The following is a 19,234-nucleotide window of genomic DNA, read 5'->3' as shown; positions in this document are numbered from 1 at the left end:
GATAGTAAAGATAGAAATATTTGTTTGATTCTTTAAGTAAATGATTTTTGTACTAGTTGTTTTTGTAAATTTGTTACAAACTAAAACTTTAATTTTATGGATATTAAAATTCAGCAAGTGGAAGCTTCAAAAATCGAGGGTGTAGATTTTAGTAATTTGTCTTTTGGACAAGTGTTTACAGATCATATGCTTGTTTGTAGTTATACAAATGGTGAATGGGAAAATCCAGAAATTATTCCATACGGGCCAATGACTTTTGAACCGTCAGCCAGAGTTTTTCATTATGGACAAGCAGTTTTTGAAGGAATGAAGGCATATAAAGATGATGCCGGAGATATTTTCTTATTTAGACCTGATGAGAGTATTAAAAGGTTAAATGCATCTTCGGAAAGATTGGCAATGCCTGCTTTACCGGAAGAAATATTTCACAAAGGATTAAAAAAGTTACTTCACTTGGATACTGAATGGATTAAAGAAGGTTTTGGTAACTCTTTATATATTCGACCTTTTGTAATTGCTACAGAACCAGCTATTTCAGCATCGCCTTCAAATGATTATAAGTTTATTATCATTTGTTCTCCCGCTCAGTCGTACTATGCAGGTGAAGTTAGAGTAGTTGTAGCTGATAAATTTAGTAGAGCAGCTAATGGAGGTGTTGGTTACGCAAAAGCGGCTGGTAATTATGCTTCTCAATTTTATCCAACAAGTTTAGTTAATAAAGAAGGTTATCAGCAAATAATTTGGACAGATGCTAATACTCATGAATATATGGAGGAAGCTGGAACTATGAATATTTTCTTTAGAATAGGAGATAAGTTAATTACAGCACCTACCAATGATAGAATTTTAGATGGTATTACAAGAAAATCAATAATTCAATTAGCAATAGACAATAATATTGAGGTTGAGGTAAGAAACATACAAGTGTCTGAAGTTAAAGAAGCGGCTGAAAAAGGGGAGTTAAAAGAATTGTTTGGTTCAGGTACTGCGGCAGTTGTAAATCCAATTAAAGGGTTTAAACATAAAGATTTTACTTACGAGTTGCCAGAATTAGAGTCTACTTATGCATCATTCTTCAAGGAAAAACTTATGAATATTCAGTATAATAAAACTGAAGATGTTCATGGTTGGAGAGTAAAAGTTTAACATTTACAATATTTTCCCTACATTTATAGTTAGTTTGTTATAAATTAACATTTAGAGGGGGGCATGAAAAATATTTTAATAGCAGTCATATCTGTTATTGCTGGGTTTGCAATAATAGCATTTGGCTATAGTTTCTATTCTGATACGAACAGTTCAGGTATAGATTCAATTGCTGAAAAGACTGATAATACTGCAGCAAATAATCCATTAGAATCGATTCAAGGTAGTTTTGATCTTTGGGATACTTATTCAAAAAACAATATTGATTTAATGTCTAGTTTTCATCCGTTGGATGAGAATGGAAAGACCATAGGAAAAGGAATGTTTTTAAGTTTATTAAGAACTGGATTGTTTTTGCCAAATAGTGGATTAAAAAATGGAAAGAAATCGTATCGTCTTGTTTCTTTGAAAAAGAATGCTGATGAAAAAGTAAAAAAGAATATTATTAGTTTAGCGAATACAGCAAACCATTACTTTAGACTAGAAGGTAAAAAACTACCTGACTACAATTTTGTTAGTTTGAAAGGGCAAGCTTTTAATAAAAAGGATACCAAAGGGAAATTGGTTGTTATAAAATGTTGGTTTATTACTTGTAAAATTTGTGTGGAGGAGTTTCCTGAATTAAACAAGTTAGTTGATAAATATAAAGATAAAAATGTAGTGTTTGTTAGTTTAGCTTTCGATAAAAAAGACAAATTAGAAGAGTTTTTAAAGACTAAAGAGTTTAAGTATCCAACCGTTCCATCACAAAAGGAGTACATGGTGAAAAAGTTAAAATTAAAACAATACCCTACCCATATTATTGTTGACAGTAATGGTGTTATTATGAAAATGGTAAGTAACGTCCATACATTAGCTTCTGAACTGGATAGGATAAAAGGAAAATTTTAGACTAATTATCTAAGATTTTTTGAATATTAGGCTTAAAGTAATTTGGACCTTTTAATACTTTACCATCTTCACGGTAAATAGGGTTACCATCTTCACCTAGTTTACTCATGTTACTGCGTTGAATTTCGTTAAAAACTTCTTCAATTTTATGTTGCATTCCATGTTCAATAATAGTACCACATAGAATATATAGCATGTCTCCTAAGGCATCTGCAACCTCAATTAAGTCGTTGTTTTCAGCAGCTTCTAAGTATTCTTCATTTTCTTCTTTCATTAAGTTGAAACGAAGTAAATTTCTATCCTTACCAATATCAGCAGTAGGTTTGTTTTTTATACCTAAACCAAAAGCTTTGTGAAACTCATGAACAGCATTAATTTTATCTTTCATCTGTATGTTTATTTAATTCCTAGTTTTTTCTCAGTTTCCTCTAAGCTGAATTCTGACCAATCGTTAATGTGGTGCTTTATATTCATTTTAGTAAAATCTTCAATGTTTTTCTTGTTAACACCAACAAAATGAATTCCTAAATTTTGGGCGGTAGTAACATCCCACAGAGCGTCACCAAAAGAGATGATATGATCGAATTCGTTAACTCCATAATATTTTTTAGCCTTGTTCATTGCAGAAGTAACAATACCTTCTCTTGTAAATATTTCATTTGAAGATTCCAGAACTTCAGGGATCATATTAATACCAGCTTGTTGTAATTTAAGTAATGCGGGTTTTAGTATTGATCCTGTAGCAAAACAAACACCGTAGTCGGTTTCTTGAATAAAGAAATCTATAATTTTATGAGCATCCAAAATTTCAGGTGTGTCTGGAAAAGTTAAAAAACGATCAGTCATTACTTTTTCAAATTCAGGAATTAAATCAAAACTAAAATCTTTTCCATGGGTTTTAGAATAATTTACGGCGAAAATATAACTGTCGGAGGCATTCTTATAGGTTCTCCAGTCAGTGTTTACATCTGTAATTCCAAAATGGTTCATTGCAAATAAAAGTGAGTCGGTATGTTTTTCTTCACTTTTAGTAAGTGTGTCATCAATATCTAAAACAATAAGATTTTTCTTTGTCATTATATTCGAAGTTTACTTTTTAAGAGTTTGCGATACTCGAAATGAATTTCTAAAAGTAGTATGCTTATGATAAAATATGGGCATATTTTTATAATTCTATAGTAAAGAGTTTATCATAATAAAATCATTCTTTAACTTTGCTAAAAATACAATTTTATGTTTACTCCAGGACGAATAATATTTGCAAGTTTGTTTGTTGTTGTTTTTGTATCGATAATGATATTTAGCTACAAAAAAGATGCAAAAAGAAATAAAAAATACTATCAAAATGGAGCTTTATATACGGCTATTGGTATTATAGCAACAATTTTACTCCTATTTTTATTTAAATATATAAATAAGCATTAACTCATTTCTTCTACATCACTAAGTTTATGATGATCTAAAATAGTATAACCTTCCTGATTAAATTCTGATGAAGGCTTATACTTCGCGTTGGTTATTAACTGCATAAAATCATAGGAAGTTGCTTGATAAACAACTTGTCCGAACGATTCTTCATGGTATTTTAGTAATACATATAATTTAGCATCCAGTGCTTTAATTTCTTTGGGCGAGTATTTATTTAATGGGCTAACATTATCAATTTCATGAACAATTGTCCATACGGTTGGTAAGTACATTATTTTATCTCTTTCAAGAGATAATTGATAATAGTTTCTGCTATAGCTATCGTCTTCATTTTTTTCGTTCATGGACAGGGTAACTGTTATTTCAGGTTCGATCATTACCGTTTTTCTACTATTCATTAATCGAAACATTATAGCTTTTGTTTCTTTAAAATCTCTATAAATAAAGTTTTTACTAAATAGAATAGCTGCTTTGGGTTTGGAAAACCTACCGTATAATAAACCTGTAATAAAAGAGAAACTCAGTAAGCCGATCATAGCTTCAAATGCAGCTACAATATTTGCGGTTATTCCTTGTGGAGCAATGCCTCCATATCCAACGGTTGTTAATGTTTGTGCACTAAAGAAAAAACCATTTAAACAATCTTCCATCAAATTACCTTTTGACGGAGTTATCTCATCAATTCCGATCATTATATAAACAAAACCGAAGAGAATATTTAAAAGGATATAGCCAAGAAAAACAAAGAAGAAGAATTTATACCAAGACAAATCAATAAAATAAGTGTACAAATCATCAACATTAAACTTCTTGTTTATGTGAATTACATTAGAACTCCCATCTTTATTAATCATTCCACGAATGTTTTTCTGAGAGTTATGTCCGAATCCAGGGTCTTTTGTCTTTTTAGCCATTGAATAGATTTTCTGGTTAAAAATACAAAACCGATTCTAATTTAGAATCGGTTTCTTCATAGTATGAATATATAGTTATATAAAAATTAATTACACGAAGGTATTTCATATGTATTTCCATCAGAATCTTCAACGCGATCATTCCTTACAACAAGGTTTGTTTGACATACCTGTTCTGGAATAATTTGCCCTTCATGTCTGTAGATTAATATACCTCGAGCAAAATTGTTATTGACTCTAGTATTAATAATTTCTACATTTCTCACTTTGAATAAACCAATGCCGTCATCGCCAGAAGCGGCGAAATAACAGTTTCTAAAGGTTACATTTTGAGTGAAATCGGTATCGTTTTCACGCCCAATTTGAGGGCCACCACCTGGGCTTGATAAATAAGACCAAGCTCCATTAACCCTTGTGCGAAGAACTTTACAGTCTTCAAATAGAATATCATTTGATCCCCAGCCAACAACACCTCTTGTAGCCAAACGCCAAGTTACATCAATAAAACTAATGGAGTTGGAGCCATTGATAATGAAGGATTGACCGGTACATTTTGATTTAATACCTATATTATCACCTGCAGAAAAATAATCTAGTGCTTCTTGTTGCATCCTTTGGTTACCAAGTACTTCTAGCCTCCATGTTGTGCCTGATAATAATGTAGGATTGTCCCAACGCCATTGGTTCGTGCCGTTTTCTACTCGAGGCCAACTATGATCAGAATATCTTCGAATATATCGTCCTGCAGCTAAGTTTTGAGAAGCTAGTGGATAAATGTTTTGTGGAGAAGGGTATCCTTGTTCAATATTAATATCTGCATATGTTTTTCCGTTTGATTGATATAAGTCTCTCAGCAATTCACCTTGAGAAATAGTTAATTCATCTCTAACCATTAGCATTCCTTGGAATATAATATTAGAACAGTTTCTCATAAAAATTTCATGTGTTACCCTATCTGTAAAATTGATTGTAGTGTTTTTACTTCCTTCTCCTTTAATTATTAATTTTCCTGCATAGTTGAAATTAATAAAATTAATAGAGGCACGATCGTTAAAATAACCTACATTATGCTTACCAGAAGGTATGTTAATAGTGTAGGTGCTAGAACTAGCATTATTATTATTTAACCAAGTTCCAGCCTGATTTATGGCATTGTTAAGTGTTTGCTCATTAACATTAGTTAAAGTGATTTCATTTGATCTTGAATTCTTTGTTACTCTGTTAAATTGTTCATTGCTTTTTGCTGAAAGAGATTCTTCGACATGTAACTCTGAGCAAGAAACTAAAAGAATAGTAGTAATAAATGTAATGAATGGTAGAACCAAGAAATGTGCTTTTTTCTTCATGATTTTAAATTGTTTAATAAACGATTTTGTGTTTTTAAATCACGAAGCTCCCAATGACAAGGTACATATAAATTATTGATTATGCAAAAAGTAGAGCTTTTGGAGGTTGTTTTTTGAGGAGTTAGAAATTAAAAATCGTCTAAAATAAATTTCAGACGATTTTTAAAAATAAGATTAAGTACTAATTATTTTTTTACTGGTAAAAAACTGTAGTTTTTAGCATAAAAATACATTTGTCCTTCAAAAGTTTCAGGTTGTGTTATTTTTATGTTAGTTGTATTTCCTGCATCATCTTTTTCAGGAACCAATACAGGGTTTACAAAACCGCTATAAGGAGCAGCAGTGAATTGAGCATTTCTGTCTAATACTTCTTTATGAATTGCTTGATTAACTTTAACTCCGTAGCCTTCAACTAAAGCTTTAGCAGCTTCAAAATCTCCTTCCGATTTTATTCTTTGTGTTTCTTTTAAAAGACGCCCAAATATTTCACGAAGTTTAGCATAGTCATTAATTTTAAAGAAAGTTTTACCCTCTTTAGTAACCTTTTCGATAATATTTTCTTTTTCTCCTTGTTCAAATGACCAAGCAGATACCCATTGGCGGTTTACCATATGATCTTCTTCAATATCATCACCAAGGTTAATTCTGATTAATTGTGTCATCAAGCCATTTCTAATATATCCATCATAGGCAGCTTTACCAACATTCTCCCAATTATCAACTAAACCTAATTCTTGTAATTTTGGATCCATTAAATAATATAAACCTACTAAATCTGCTCTACCTTCTTCCATTGTAGAAGCATAGTTTTTCAAAGTTTCTTTTGGCTGACCAATTCCATCATTTATTTTTCCTGAAGCGTGACCAATTACCTCGTGTAATGCAGTGTGAAGTTTGTCTGCAAGTTTACCGTATTTAATTTCTAAATCGATCTCTTCTTGACTATAAGCAAATTCTTTTAACCTTCCAGTTCCCCCAGCGTTGTTATATGAACCAATAACATTTCCTAATGACACAGATTTTGAACCATGTTCCTGACGAATCCAGTTATTGTTGGGCAGGTTTACTCCGATGGGTGTACTCGGAGAAGCATCACCAGCTTCACCAGCTATATTAACTGTTTTATAAGAAACTCCAACCACGTTTTCTTTTTTGTGCGTTGGATCTAATGGAGAGTTGTCCTCAAACCATTGGGCGTTATCAGATAATACCTTCATTTTTTTAGACATATCAAAGTCCTTAATTTGAATAATTGATTCGTAAGAACCTCTATATCCTTTAGGATCATTATATACTTCGATAAAACCGTTAATCCAGTCAATATTTCCTTCAGTAGAACCAACCCAAGAAATAGCATATTCATCCCATGTATCTAGGTTTCCTGTTTGGTAGTATTTAATTAAAAGTTCGAGAGTTTTTGCCTGCTTATCATTTTCAGCAACTCCTTTAGCTTTTTCAAGCCAGTATATAATTTTGTCAATAGCTTCTCCATAAAGTCCGCCAGACTTCCATATTTTTTCAACTAGTTTTCCATTTTCACGAACTAAAGTCGAATTCAAGCCAGCCTCAATAGGTCTTCCTTCAGGACCTTTATATGCTTTTTTGTAAAAGTCTTCAACATCTTTGCTTGTAATGTCTGGACTATAAAAGTTGATTGCTGAGGCCAAAACATTGTCTACGCCTGCCTTTTTATTTACTTTTTTATTGTCTTTATCGTTAAAAATAACTTCTAAAGCTTCAGTAGACAGAACTGTATTGGTTTCCATTAATAATTGTTCTAAATATTCTTTGGAAAACTCAGGTTTAATTTTATCATTTGAATAATGATGGTGAATCCCATTTGAAAACCAAACTCTTTTTAGGTAAATTTTGAAAGCTTTAAAGTCGTTAGATTCTTTATTTCCTGAAAAGGTAGAGTTTATGTTTTCAAGAGCTCTTCTAATTTCTAGGTTGTGACGGTAATTTTGATCCCACATAATATCCCTGCCAGATAACCCCGCTTGAGTAAGGTAATAAACAAGTTGTTTTTCTTTTAAACTTAATTCATTAAAACCTGGGATTTGGTATCGTAGAACTTTAATGTCGGCAAATTGCTCAACAACGTAATTAAATTCTTTTTTAGGTTTGGCTTCGGTTGTTTCTGCTTCTTTTTTTTTGTCAATATTACAGGATGCTAAGAGACTTGCAGCTGCAATAACGCAAAGTGTTTGTTTGAGTTTCATTATTAAAAAATTTAATTGTTTTTTAAAATCAATTGCTAAAGTTACAAATTTTGAACTTCCTTATAGCGAAAGCAATCGGTTGTATGATCATTAACCATTCCTGTAGCTTGCATGTATGCATATATAACGGTAGAACCAACAAATTTAAATCCTTTCTTTTTTAAATCTTTTGATATTTTGTCTGATAAGTCGGTTGTAGCTGGGACTTCATTTTTTGTTTTAAAAGAATTTTGAATTGGCTTGTCATTAACAAAACTCCAATAATATTTAGAATACGAACCATACTTTTCCTGTATTTTCATAAATATTTGAGCATTGGTTATAGTGGCTTTTATTTTTAACTTATTTCTTATAATTCCTTCATTTTGTATAAGTTCTTCATATTTTTTTTCGGAATAATTTGCTATCTTTTTGTAGTTAAAATTGTCGAAAGCACTTCTGAAGTTTTCTCTTTTTTTTAAGACTGTAATCCAGCTTAATCCAGCTTGAAAAGTTTCAAGAATCAAAAATTCAAATAAGGTGTCATCATCATATACCGGAACTCCCCATTCTTCGTCATGATATTTTGTATATAATTCGTCATCACTTACCCAAAAGCATCTGTTTTTCATGATATTAGTTTTGTTAGTGTTTGAAAATTTTGTTAAATACGATAAAAATAGTGTAAAAAAGGAATAATTTTTGCAATTTTAAGAAAGTAAACATCCTTGATTATGAGTTTTTTAAAAAATGTTTTAGGAGTTATAGTAGCGATTGTTATTATTATTAGTTGTAGCTCGATTCCTTCAGAGTCAAGTACAAAAGAAAAGGAGAAGCCCGTAGTTATTGAAAATGACAGTTTAGAATATGAGATAATAATCATAGATCCAGGGTTCAATAATCATCTTTACTCGATAGCAAGACCTAGAGGTTACCATTCGTTAAAGTACTTAGAGATCCGAAATAGATTCCTTGTTCCAATATGGAACCAAAGGGTCAATAATCCGAGTCAGTTTAACCCTAATATTTATGAAAATAGAATAAACTATGATCCATATGTTGAATATGGGTATGAGGTAAACTATTTATTGTTCCAGTATTTTCAATTTGCTCAACGTAAATATCGAATGACTTTGAGGTAGTTTTTACTCACAACAAAACCTTATATTTGCTTATAAAAATATTTTAAAATGAAGTTTTTAAGAAACTTACTGGCCTCTATTTTAGGCTTTTTTATCGCGCTGTTTTTACTTTTTTTACTTTTTGTATTCATAGCTTCGGTAGCAGGATCCTCAAATGATGTAGAGGTGAAACCAAACTCGGTGTTAAAGCTTGATTTATCCATGAAAATAAAGGATTATTCACCAAAAGATAAAAATCCTTTAGTTGATGCCTTAGGGTTTTCATCAAGTGGTTTAGGGTTGAATAATGTTATTGCCGCTATTGAAAATGCTAAAAGTGATGATAAAATTGAAGGAATTAGTATTAATACGACTTTTGTAAATGCAGGAATCGCACAAGTACAAGCAATCCGAAACAAATTAGTAGAATTTAAGGAAAGTGGAAAGTTTGTTTATGCTTATAATGATTTCTATGATCAAAAAAATTACTACTTAAGTTCAGTTGCAGATAGTGTTTTTGTAAATCCTGTTGGTTTAATTGATTTTCGTGGACTATCTACTGAAATACTTTATTATAAAGATTTCGAGGATAAGTTCGGTGTAAAAATGGAAGTGATTCGACACGGTAAGTACAAGAGTGCGGTTGAGCCTTACCTAAGTAACGAGATGAGTGAAGCGAATAGAGAGCAAACTACTTCTTTCTTGAAGTCTATTTGGTCTGAAATTATAGAAGATATTTCGGTGAATCGTGAACTTTCTTCAGATGTTTTGAATAGTGTTGCAGATAGTGTTAATGGTAGAACACCTCAATTGGCATTGGATAATAAATTGATTGATGGAATTATTTATGAAGATGAATATGAAGGGAAACTAGAATCGAGTGTTGGGAGCAAGCCGAAATTGATCTCTTTGGAAGATTATGTGAAAGCAGGAAATGGTAAAATAAAATCATCTTCAAAAAATAAAATTGCTGTCATTTATGCACAAGGGCAAATTTTCTATGGAGAAGGAACTCTAGATATCATTGGACAAGGTTTGATTAATAAAGCAATTAGAAAAGCGAAAAAAGATAAGAATGTAAAAGCAATTGTTTTAAGAGTAAATTCCCCAGGTGGAAGTGCCTTAGCTTCTGAGTTAATATGGAGAGAATTAGAACTTGCCAAGAAAGAAAAACCTTTGGTAGTATCGATGGGTAATGTAGCAGCTTCTGGAGGGTACTATATTGCATGTAATGCCGATAAAATTGTTGCTGAACCAACAACAATTACTGGCTCAATAGGTGTTTTTGGAATGCTTCCAAATGCCAATGAGTTGGCAAATAAGTTAGGTATAAATGCAGAGCAAGTATCTACAAATAAAAGTCCTAATTATAGTCTTTTCGAACCTATGGATAAACGATTTTATGATGTAACGAAAAAAGGCGTAGAAGAAACGTATAAAATATTCGTTGATAGAGTTTCTTCTGGTAGAGGTATGAACTTTGAAGAAGTGGATGCAATTGCTCAAGGTCGAGTTTGGACAGGTAAGGAGGCATTAGCTAACGGATTGGTTGATGAGTTAGGAGGATTAAATGATGCTCTTGCACTAGCAGCAGAATTAGCTGAAGTTGATGATTATAGAGTTAGAAATTATCCAAATTATAAAAAGGAATTAAAAGAATCTCTTAAGTTATCTCCTTTTGGGAAAAGCTCAAAACAGGAGGTTTTAGAAGAGTTATTAGGAGAGGAAGAATTGAGAGCTTACAAAGCTATTAAAGACTTTAAAAACTTAAGAGGAATTCAAGCAAGGATGCCTTTTCTTTATGATATAAAATAAAATAGGGAAAGTTAAATACATAAAATATAAACACCATTATAGTTTACTATAATGGTGTTTTTTATTATGAGACGTTAAAATTTTGTAAGGAATGGGGTTTTAATCGACTAACAGTCAAACTTTAAATATGGTTTTAAGAATATTGTTTTTTTGGAGTATTCTTTGTTTTTCTTTACCTAATGTAGCTCAAACTTGTTGTTCAGGAGGCGTCCCATTATCAAACAATATTGGGCTGCCTATCCTAGAAAAAGGGACTATTCAAGTGGGGTTGTTTTATGACTACAATAATTTAAACACTTTAAACAGAGGAAGCGAAATACTTGATGATAGTAATCGCCTGAGAACAACTCATTCTGTATTGTTAAATTTGGGATATAGTATAACTTCTCGATTATCGGTGGAGACTTTATTGACATGGGTTAACCAACAAAGAAGAATTTTATCGAATAATAACATCGATGAGTCTTTTGGAATTGGAGATGCAATTATTTTGGCTAGGTACCGACTTTTAGAGTTTAAAAATTGGAATTACTCAATAGGTGGAGGTGTAAAACTACCTTTAGGAGCAACGGATAGAGAAAATAATTTAGGTATTACTTTAAACGCGGATTTGCAGCCAGGAAGTAATACTTATGACGCTATTTTGATGAGCTCAATAGGAACTTATTTTAATTTTCGAAAAAGCTTAAATCTTACAATGAGATATACATTTAGAGCAACAGGTGTAAATACTTCTTATTTGGGTGATAATGATTATAAATTCGGAAATGAACAACAATTCTTTTTTATAATATCTGATCAGTTTTTATTATTTAAGGAGTTATTTGAGTCGAGTTTGCAATTAAAATATCGAAACGCAAATAGAGATGTTTTAAATGATAATGATATAATTAATACAGGAGGGGATTGGTTTTTTATTAGACCAACTATTACGTACAATTTATCCAAAAGTTTTCATGTAAATTCAAGCGTAGAGGTTCCTCTTTATAGCAATGTTGACGGGATTCAGTTAACACCGACATATCGATTAAATGTTGGATTGACATTTAGATTTTTGAAGAAAAGAAAGTCAAATAACAACTTAATCTATTAAAAATGAAATCAAAGTTTATACTAATTGTCATAGTACTTTTTATAATTTCATGTTCGGGTGGTGATTCTAGTGAAATGGATAATAGCAACCAAAATGGAGGCAATTCAAATACTACTAGTTCATGGCTAATACCTAAAGATGAAGTGATAGATGGAGGTTCTGGAAAAGATGGAATTCCATCAATTAATTCACCTGTGTTTTATGGAGCTAATCAGGCGGTGTATTTATTAAATGAAGACTTGATTATAGGAATTGTTAAAAATGGAGAAGTGAAAGCTTATCCCCATCGAATTTTAGATTGGCATGAGGTGGTAAATGATGAAGTAGGAGGAGATAAAATAGTTATATCTTATTGTCCGTTGACAGGAACTGCGCTAGGTTGGAATAGAAATATTGAGGGAAGAGAATTGTCTTTTGGGGTATCTGGATTATTATACAATACGAATTTAATACTATATGATAGACAAACGGATAGTAATTGGAGTCAGTTAGAAGAAAAGTGTGTAAATGGAGAGTTTATTGGCGAGACTCCGGAGAATATTAATTTGATAGAGACTACTTGGGAGCTTTGGAAAAAAGAATATCCAAATACATTAGTGCTATCAGACGAACAAGGTTTAAACAGACATTACGATTTTTATCCATATGGACCCTATAAAGAAGACCATGATTTTTTTGTTTTCCCAATTCCTAATTTAGATACTAGATTACCTTCAAAAGAAAGAATACATGTTCTAAAAATTGAGAATCAAGTAAAGACTTTTAGATTCTCAGATTTTAATGGTGGAAAAGTAGTGAAAAAATCTATTTTAGGAAGAGATGTTTTAATTGTTGGGAATGAAAATATCATTCAAACCTTTATATTGAATGATGAGCAAAAAGATTTAATCTTTGAAATGAATGATTCCACAGATTCTTTTTTTCAAGATAATGAAGACAACCGATGGTCGATAAATGGAAGAGCGATTTCGGGTAATAGGAGTGGAGATAAATTTGAAGATACGAACTCATATATGTCTTTTTGGTTTGCTGTTCCTGCCTTTCATTCAAATGTAGATATTATTAATTTGCAATAAGAATATTGGCCTTTTGTTGAGCCAGCAAAACAAAAAAACTGAGATATTTCTCAGTTTTTAAATTTGTTTTACTCGGTAAATGTATATTTCGTTGTCATAAGAAGGTTGAGTTCTTAATACTCTAGACACCTCTTTCATTCGCATTTGATCTAAAAGGTAAAGTCGATTTATTCCTTCTCCGAGAACAACTTCATTATCAAGAAAAATTTTTGTTATAGTAGGACTGGGCTTACCAAATCTTTTTAATTTTCTAGTATTTGCGGTTTCGAAGTTACTGGAATTTGTTCGCATCTGATGATCGATGAGTTTGCGCAATTGATGGCTACGGATTCGAGAATCTGTTCTTAAAAAATCAAGAACAAATTGATTTGATTTTCTTTCGTCAGTTTCAATAACTACATCGAAGGTTTTAGACTCTTTTCTTTCTTGAGCAAAAATGTTAAATGAAATCATAATTGCTACTAATAATATTGAGTTTCTGTAATTCATAAGTTGATATTTTATAGTAAACTAGCAAAAATTATTCCAAGGATGATAGTTATAGTTTAACTTTTTAATTAAGCACTATTTTCTTTGAAATTAATCCACCTGATTCCGATACTCCTTCGAGATGCATTTTTATATCATTTTGAAGTTTTGTTGGTATTTTAAATGTTTCAATTGAGTTTGGGGCTATAGAAATATCAGGAATCCAAAAAACAGATCCAAAATGCCTGAAGGTATCACCACTATACGTGTAGAATTCAGGTGAATAATATTCCTTTGTTTTTGAAAATCCTTTTTTTATTTTAGATTCTTTTAATTTGTTGTTTCTTCCTCTATGCTCATCGGAAGTTAAAGTGAAGATATGAATTTGTTCGACCGGATTAAGACCAAGAGTTTCTCCAAAATAAATAGCTTTAATACTTTTAAGGCTTATGTCATTGAACATCCATAGAAACTGTGGTTCAACCAATCTATTGTTTAAAAATAAATTGACAACACCACTTCGTGTTTCTGTAGCTCTTGTAGAACGAATACTATATCCTTGACTTGTGTTAACAACAACATATTTTTTTCGTAAGAATTCAAATACATTCTTATCCGAATTCAGATCTAAATCAGTCATTTTTCTAACGGGAATAGTGATTTTTTTAAAAGATGCTTCATCAATATCTCTCTTTTTTTTAACTACGACTTCATCAAGAATTTCTGTTTCCCTAAATGTTGATTTTAAGTTTTTTATTTCGTAGTTCAATTCATTTATAGGCTTTGTGCTATGATTAAAATTTTGGGGTAATTTTTCAAATGAAGTTCGTTTTGAGAATTGCAAGGAAGGTGAAACTTTCTTTATATTCGTTCCTTTTTTTGATATTCCAAATTTTATTAGAGAGTTTTCTTTGATAAATGTATTTGAAAGTTTGAAGTTACCTTCAACAGGGGTGATCATTTCGATAATATCGTTTTCATCTGAAAAAATTAAAAGTTGCTCATCCTTTTTTAAAGGTTTATTAAGTTTTCCCTTAATGGTAATACCATTTTCAAATTGATAATTTGTATTTGGAGGATGGTTAAATATATTATTCCAACTGTACTTACTCCAACCTTGTGTTAATAATAGTAAATCTAAATCGCGTAGCTTTTTATGATTAATGTTTTTTAAATAGTAATCAATATTTTGAATATTCCCTTTAATATAAGGAGCAAATAGAAATGAGTTATATATACTATTAGTTGAGTTATAGGCCTTTGTTTGTGAAGGAAGAAAAGAAGAGCTTAAATATAACTTTTGATCACTTATATTTTTGATTTGAAATACTAATGAATCAATTGAAGAACTTATTTTGTGAATACTAATATCTGAATATAATTCTTCCTTGTGATTATATATAATTCTTTCCAGTACTGGCTTGAAGCTTTCATTAAATACAGTAATTGTATTAACACCTTTGGCTAACCGATTTTTGTTAATAATAAGTGAATATACCGTATCCTTTTTGTTGAATGTGAATTCATGTTTTTGATATTCTCTTGTATTATGAATGAAGATGGTATATGTTTTTGAAGAAAGACTAATTGTTGATTTCTTATTGGTTCTAACTTTAATGAATAAGTTGTCCGGATTACTATTAACCACTCTCATTGTAATTCCTTGCTTATTAGGAATAGATGTTTCTTGAGAAATTACAATACCGTTTTCTAATGTTGCCTCAAAGGAATAAATTTCATTTTCGTTAACTAATAAATTAATATCACCGAGTCCAAACCTGTTTGTCTTAAACTCTTTAATAATGTCTCCTTTCTTGTTTTTTACCACTCCTTTATTGATAGCGATTCCGTTATTGCTTTTGTCTTTTATTAGAATACCGAGATTGTTTATTGTTTCTGCCAATAAATGACCTCCCTCAGGAAATAGTTTAAACTCGTAAAATTTGTCTTGTGAAAAGTTTTTTATAGACCTCTTTTTTCTATTAGAAACAATTTCAATTTTTTGAATATAGGAAATGTCTTCATGGAAATTTTTCATCCAATTTGTTGATGCTTTTAAAAAATAGATTTCTTCGGTAAAAGTTGAATCAATTTTAATATTACCTATTCCCATACCATTAGTTACCTGAAATAGTTTTTGGTCTTTTAGATTTCCTTCCTGATCAAAAATAGAAACGTATAAGTTAGAAGTAGTTGTATGCAGTTTTTGAGAATTTTGTTCAAGAATATATGACTTGAGCCAAATCTCTTCTCCCATAATGAAAGATGTTTTATTCAAATGAAGGTAAGGTATTTCCCTTGTATTCTGAAAGTACTTTCTGTAAGTAGCTTCGAGGTTTTTATTTTGGGAGTGTATCGATGAACATAAAATGAATAAAAGAAAGGTTAAAAGTAAAGATCTCATAGCTAGTGGATATTTAATTAGTTTCGAATAAAATTATCAAAAATTATTCCAAAAAAAGCCTCGAGAAATTATTCTCGAGGCTCTAATAAATATATTTAAGAATTTTTTCTTACATCATTCCTGGCATTCCACCACCCATTGGAGGCATTGCAGCAGCAGGAGCATCTTCTTTAATATCAACTAAAGCACACTCAGTAGTTAAGATCATACCAGATACTGAAGCGGCATTTTCTAAAGCAACACGAGTAACTTTTTTAGGATCAATAATTCCAGCTTCTAACATGTTTACATAAGCTTCTGATTTAGCATCATATCCAAAATCAGCTTCTCCTTCTAATACTTTATTGATTACAACAGACCCTTCACCACCAGCATTTTCAACAATTGTTCTTAATGGAGATTCAATAGCTCTATTAACAATTTGAACGCCTGTAGTTTCGTCTAAGTTATCAGTAGTTAAAGTTTCTAAAACCTTTTTAGCTCTAACCAAGGCAACACCACCTCCGGCAACAATTCCTTCTTCAACTGCGGCTCTTGTTGCGTGTAAGGCATCATCAACTCTATCTTTCTTTTCTTTCATTTCAACCTCTGAAGCAGCACCAACGTAAAGAACAGCAACTCCACCAGCTAATTTAGCTAAACGCTCTTGTAATTTTTCACGATCATAGTCAGAAGTAGTTGTTTCTATTTGAGCTTTAATTTGATTAACTCTAGCTTTGATTTGAGTTTCATCACCAGCACCATTAACAATAGTGGTATTGTCTTTATCAATAGTTACAGTTTCAGCAGTTCCTAAAAGATCTAAAGTAGCATTTTCAAGAGAAAAACCTCTTTCTTCTGAAATAACTGTTCCTCCAGTTAAAATAGCAATATCTTCTAACATCGCTTTTCTTCTATCACCAAATCCAGGAGCTTTTACAGCGGCAATCTTTAATCCACCACGTAATTTATTTACTACTAAAGTAGCTAAAGCTTGTCCATCAACATCTTCAGCAATAATTAATAAAGGCTTTCCTGATTGAGCAACAGGCTCTAAAATAGGAAGTATTTCTTGTAAGTTAGAAATCTTCTTGTCGAATAACAAAATATAAGGATTGTCTAAATCAGCAATCATTTTGTCAGCATCGGTAACAAAATATGGAGATAAGTAACCTCTATCAAATTGCATTCCTTCTACAACATTTACATAAGTATCGGTACCTTTGGCCTCTTCAACAGTAATAACACCTTCTTTACCAACTTTTCCGAATGCTTCAGAAATTAAGTTTCCGATAAAAGCATCATTATTAGCAGAAATAGAAGCTACTTGTTGAATTTGTTCAGAAGTATCACCAACTTCTTTAGATTGCTTCGTTAAATCTTCAGTAATTGCTTTAACAGCTTTATCAATTCCACGTTTTAAATCCATTGGATTCGCGCCAGCAGCAACATTCTTTAATCCTTCTTTAACTATAGATTGAGCAAGAACAGTAGCAGTAGTAGTACCGTCACCAGCTAAATCGTTTGTTTTAGAAGCAACTTCCTTTACCATTTGAGCTCCCATATTTTCAAGAGCATCTTCTAGTTCAACTTCTTTTGCTACAGAAACTCCATCTTTAGTTACGTGAGGAGCTCCAAATGATTTTGAAACAATTACGTTACGACCTTTAGGTCCTAATGTTACTTTTACTGCATTAGCCAATGCATCAACACCACGTTTAAGACCTTCGCGAGCGTCAACATCAAATTTTATATCTTTTGCCATTGTGTTTTTTCAATTTTTTAACCTTGCAAATGAGTCAAGGTGTTCGTTAATTTAGTTTTAGTTTTTTAAATGAGTTTATTAGATAATAGCGAATACATCACTTTCTCTCATTATAAGGTAGTCTTTACCTTCAAATTTCAACTCAGTACCAGCATATTTACCGTATAAAACAGTATCGCCAACTTTTACAGTTAAAGGCTCATCTTTGGTACCAGTTCCAATCGCAACAATAGTCCCTTTTTGCGGCTTTTCTTTAGCGTTATCAGGAATAATAATTCCAGAAGCCGTAGTTGTTTCCGCTGCAGCTGGTTCAACAAGAACTCTATCAGCTAAAGGTTTAATGTTTAATCCCATTTTATATTTTTTTAGTTATTATTTTTTTGATTTACGTTTGAAATGACAGAAACTATGCCATTGAAATGACTCTGACAAATTTTCAATAATTTTATATAATAGTAAAAAAAAATGCCAACGATTATGACACGTTGGCATTTTTAATATTTTAAAACTAATGTTGGTTTATTGAACACTATCTTTAGTTGTATTTGCGTCAGATGCAGGTGCGCTTTGAGTTGTTTCAACTCCACTTAGCGTTTCTTCTAATTGAGGAGCATTCCCTCCATTACCTCTTGGGATAGCAAAGTTTGCTAATAAAATTAAAGCAAACATAGCAATAGCTAAAGTCCAAGTTGTCTTATCTAAAAAAGTATTTGTGTTTTGAACTCCTCCAATATTTTGAGCACCTCCACCAAATGAAGATGATAAACCTCCTCCTTTAGGGTTTTGTACCATTACGATTAATATTAGAGCAACTGCTACTATCAAAATTAAAATTAAAAGTAAAGTATATGTAGTCATTATTTATTGTTTTGTAATATTTTAATTTTTTTTACTTGGTCAGCAAAGAAACCACTTTTTTCTGGATATTTCAAACTTAATATTTTATATGCAGTGATAGCACTATCATATTTTTTTTGTTCAAGATAAACTTTAGCCAAAGTTTCGGTCATTAATTGAGTGTCTTCTTTCATTTCAGCAGGTTTAAAGCTAGAAGTATTCAATTTTGAAGGCCTTGATATTTTAGGAGTATTCTCAATAAATTTATCAATTATTGAGTCCTGTGGTTTCTTCTTAGGTGTTTGGTTTATTTCAGATTCTCTAACAATCAATTTTTTAGATGAAAGATCTAACCATTGATTAAAGGAAAACGATTCACTTTTAGTAAATACTATGGGTTTACCTATAGAAAGTTCTTTAATAGCTTTATCTATTTTCGTCTCTTTCGACTGCGATAAAATATTAATTCCTTTTGTGGAAATCTTTCTTTTCTTCTTTTTATTTGATTTTTGAAAGTTACTAGAGGTAATAAAATCGAAAAGAACTTTTCTATCTGTGGTATATGCTGCGGTAATTTTAAGCTCGTTATTATATCTGAAACTTTCGTTGTTTTTTAAAGTTTTCAAATACAATGCTCGAGCCGCGTGAAAGTATGGATATTTTTCTACTAAAGATTTTAGTTCATTACGATCTTCATCTTGAATAGTATTGGCTTTTATTATTGATTGTATGTAATGAGAATTTGTCAAA

Annotated in this window: 19 protein-coding genes; 7 read left to right on the top strand and 12 right to left on the bottom strand. The window is 31.2% G+C overall.

Annotated features, from left to right (window positions below; all coding sequences use genetic code 11):
- The first annotated feature begins 96 nt into the window (after window positions 1-96).
- A complete protein-coding gene (locus BLW23_RS20570) occupies window positions 97-1,146 on the top strand; it encodes a branched-chain amino acid aminotransferase (protein ID WP_093673461.1) in 1,050 nt (349 codons plus the stop codon).
- Between the two features lie 63 nt (window positions 1,147-1,209).
- Entirely contained in the window at window positions 1,210-2,037 is an 828-nt protein-coding gene (locus BLW23_RS20565) for a TlpA family protein disulfide reductase (protein ID WP_093673459.1), read from the top strand.
- Window position 2,038: 1 nt separating this feature from the next.
- Here BLW23_RS20565 and BLW23_RS20560 read toward each other — a convergent pair whose 3' ends face one another.
- Both BLW23_RS20560 and BLW23_RS20555 read right to left on the bottom strand, forming a co-directional pair.
- Window positions 2,039-2,425, bottom strand: coding sequence for a pyrophosphohydrolase domain-containing protein (locus BLW23_RS20560; RefSeq protein ID WP_093673457.1), 387 nt, complete (start codon window positions 2,423-2,425; stop codon window positions 2,039-2,041).
- Between the two features lie 8 nt (window positions 2,426-2,433).
- Window positions 2,434-3,114, bottom strand: coding sequence for an HAD family hydrolase (locus BLW23_RS20555; protein WP_093673455.1), 681 nt, complete (start codon window positions 3,112-3,114; stop codon window positions 2,434-2,436).
- Between the two features lie 156 nt (window positions 3,115-3,270).
- On the opposite strand from BLW23_RS20555, the gene BLW23_RS20550 reads away from it, so the two are divergent.
- Window positions 3,271-3,462: a hypothetical protein gene (locus BLW23_RS20550; protein WP_093673453.1), complete on the top strand. Its 192-nt coding sequence runs from the start codon at window positions 3,271-3,273 to the stop codon at window positions 3,460-3,462.
- Here BLW23_RS20550 and BLW23_RS20545 read toward each other — a convergent pair.
- From BLW23_RS20545 to BLW23_RS20530, 4 genes are all read right to left on the bottom strand, one after another.
- Window positions 3,459-4,379, bottom strand: a complete 921-nt coding sequence (locus BLW23_RS20545) for an ion channel (RefSeq protein ID WP_093673451.1) — start codon at window positions 4,377-4,379, stop codon at window positions 3,459-3,461. The two genes, BLW23_RS20550 and BLW23_RS20545, sit on opposite strands and share 4 nt — an antisense overlap.
- Before the next feature lie 86 nt (window positions 4,380-4,465).
- Window positions 4,466-5,725: a right-handed parallel beta-helix repeat-containing protein gene (locus tag BLW23_RS20540; RefSeq protein ID WP_093673449.1), complete on the bottom strand. Its 1,260-nt coding sequence runs from the start codon at window positions 5,723-5,725 to the stop codon at window positions 4,466-4,468.
- Window positions 5,726-5,910: 185 nt separating this feature from the next.
- On the bottom strand, window positions 5,911-7,947 hold the full coding sequence (locus tag BLW23_RS20535; protein ID WP_093673447.1) for a dipeptidyl-peptidase 3 family protein: 2,037 nt from the start codon (window positions 7,945-7,947) through the stop codon (window positions 5,911-5,913).
- A 41-nt stretch (window positions 7,948-7,988) separates the two neighbouring features.
- On the bottom strand, window positions 7,989-8,558 hold the full coding sequence (locus tag BLW23_RS20530; protein ID WP_093673445.1) for a DNA-3-methyladenine glycosylase I: 570 nt from the start codon (window positions 8,556-8,558) through the stop codon (window positions 7,989-7,991).
- A 102-nt stretch (window positions 8,559-8,660) separates the two neighbouring features.
- Between BLW23_RS20530 and BLW23_RS20525 the strand changes: the two genes are divergently transcribed.
- The 4 genes from BLW23_RS20525 (at window position 8,661) to BLW23_RS20510 (ending at window position 13,031) form a co-directional block, all read left to right on the top strand.
- A complete protein-coding gene (locus BLW23_RS20525) occupies window positions 8,661-9,068 on the top strand; it encodes a DUF6146 family protein (protein ID WP_093673443.1) in 408 nt (135 codons plus the stop codon).
- 48 nt (window positions 9,069-9,116) lie between these two features.
- Window positions 9,117-10,862 carry a signal peptide peptidase SppA gene (gene sppA, locus BLW23_RS20520; protein WP_093673441.1) on the top strand — a complete coding sequence of 582 codons (1,746 nt, stop codon included), beginning with the start codon at window positions 9,117-9,119 and terminating at the stop codon, window positions 10,860-10,862.
- A gap of 127 nt (window positions 10,863-10,989) precedes the next feature.
- Entirely contained in the window at window positions 10,990-11,955 is a 966-nt protein-coding gene (locus tag BLW23_RS20515) for a transporter (RefSeq protein ID WP_093673439.1), read from the top strand.
- Window positions 11,956-11,957: 2 nt separating this feature from the next.
- Complete coding sequence (locus tag BLW23_RS20510) at window positions 11,958-13,031, top strand: DUF3179 domain-containing protein (protein ID WP_093673437.1); 1,074 nt, start codon at window positions 11,958-11,960, stop codon at window positions 13,029-13,031.
- Between the two features lie 57 nt (window positions 13,032-13,088).
- On the opposite strand, the gene BLW23_RS20505 is transcribed toward BLW23_RS20510, so the two are convergent.
- The 6 genes from BLW23_RS20505 to BLW23_RS20480 all read right to left on the bottom strand — a co-directional run bounded on the left by BLW23_RS20505 (window position 13,089) and on the right by BLW23_RS20480 (window position 19,233).
- Window positions 13,089-13,520 carry a hypothetical protein gene (locus BLW23_RS20505; RefSeq protein ID WP_093673435.1) on the bottom strand — a complete coding sequence of 144 codons (432 nt, stop codon included), beginning with the start codon at window positions 13,518-13,520 and terminating at the stop codon, window positions 13,089-13,091.
- 64 nt (window positions 13,521-13,584) lie between these two features.
- Window positions 13,585-15,756, bottom strand: coding sequence for a hypothetical protein (locus BLW23_RS20500; RefSeq protein WP_093673433.1), 2,172 nt, complete (start codon window positions 15,754-15,756; stop codon window positions 13,585-13,587).
- A gap of 256 nt (window positions 15,757-16,012) precedes the next feature.
- Window positions 16,013-17,647, bottom strand: coding sequence for a chaperonin GroEL (gene groL, locus BLW23_RS20495; protein WP_093673431.1), 1,635 nt, complete (start codon window positions 17,645-17,647; stop codon window positions 16,013-16,015).
- Between the two features lie 78 nt (window positions 17,648-17,725).
- On the bottom strand, window positions 17,726-18,001 hold the full coding sequence (locus tag BLW23_RS20490; RefSeq protein ID WP_093673429.1) for a co-chaperone GroES: 276 nt from the start codon (window positions 17,999-18,001) through the stop codon (window positions 17,726-17,728).
- 165 nt (window positions 18,002-18,166) lie between these two features.
- Complete coding sequence (secG, locus tag BLW23_RS20485) at window positions 18,167-18,505, bottom strand: preprotein translocase subunit SecG (RefSeq protein ID WP_093673427.1); 339 nt, start codon at window positions 18,503-18,505, stop codon at window positions 18,167-18,169.
- Window positions 18,505-19,233, bottom strand: a complete 729-nt coding sequence (locus BLW23_RS20480) for a hypothetical protein (RefSeq protein WP_093673425.1) — start codon at window positions 19,231-19,233, stop codon at window positions 18,505-18,507. The genes secG and BLW23_RS20480 overlap by 1 nt, the downstream gene beginning before the upstream one ends.
- Window position 19,234: the final 1 nt, after the last annotated feature.

Origin of the sequence: Tenacibaculum sp. MAR_2009_124, assembly GCF_900105455.1 — a bacterium.
GTDB lineage: Bacteria > Bacteroidota > Bacteroidia > Flavobacteriales > Flavobacteriaceae > Polaribacter.
The sequence above is the reverse complement of the archived record's forward strand: the minus strand, read 5'-3'. Positions and strand labels throughout refer to the sequence as shown.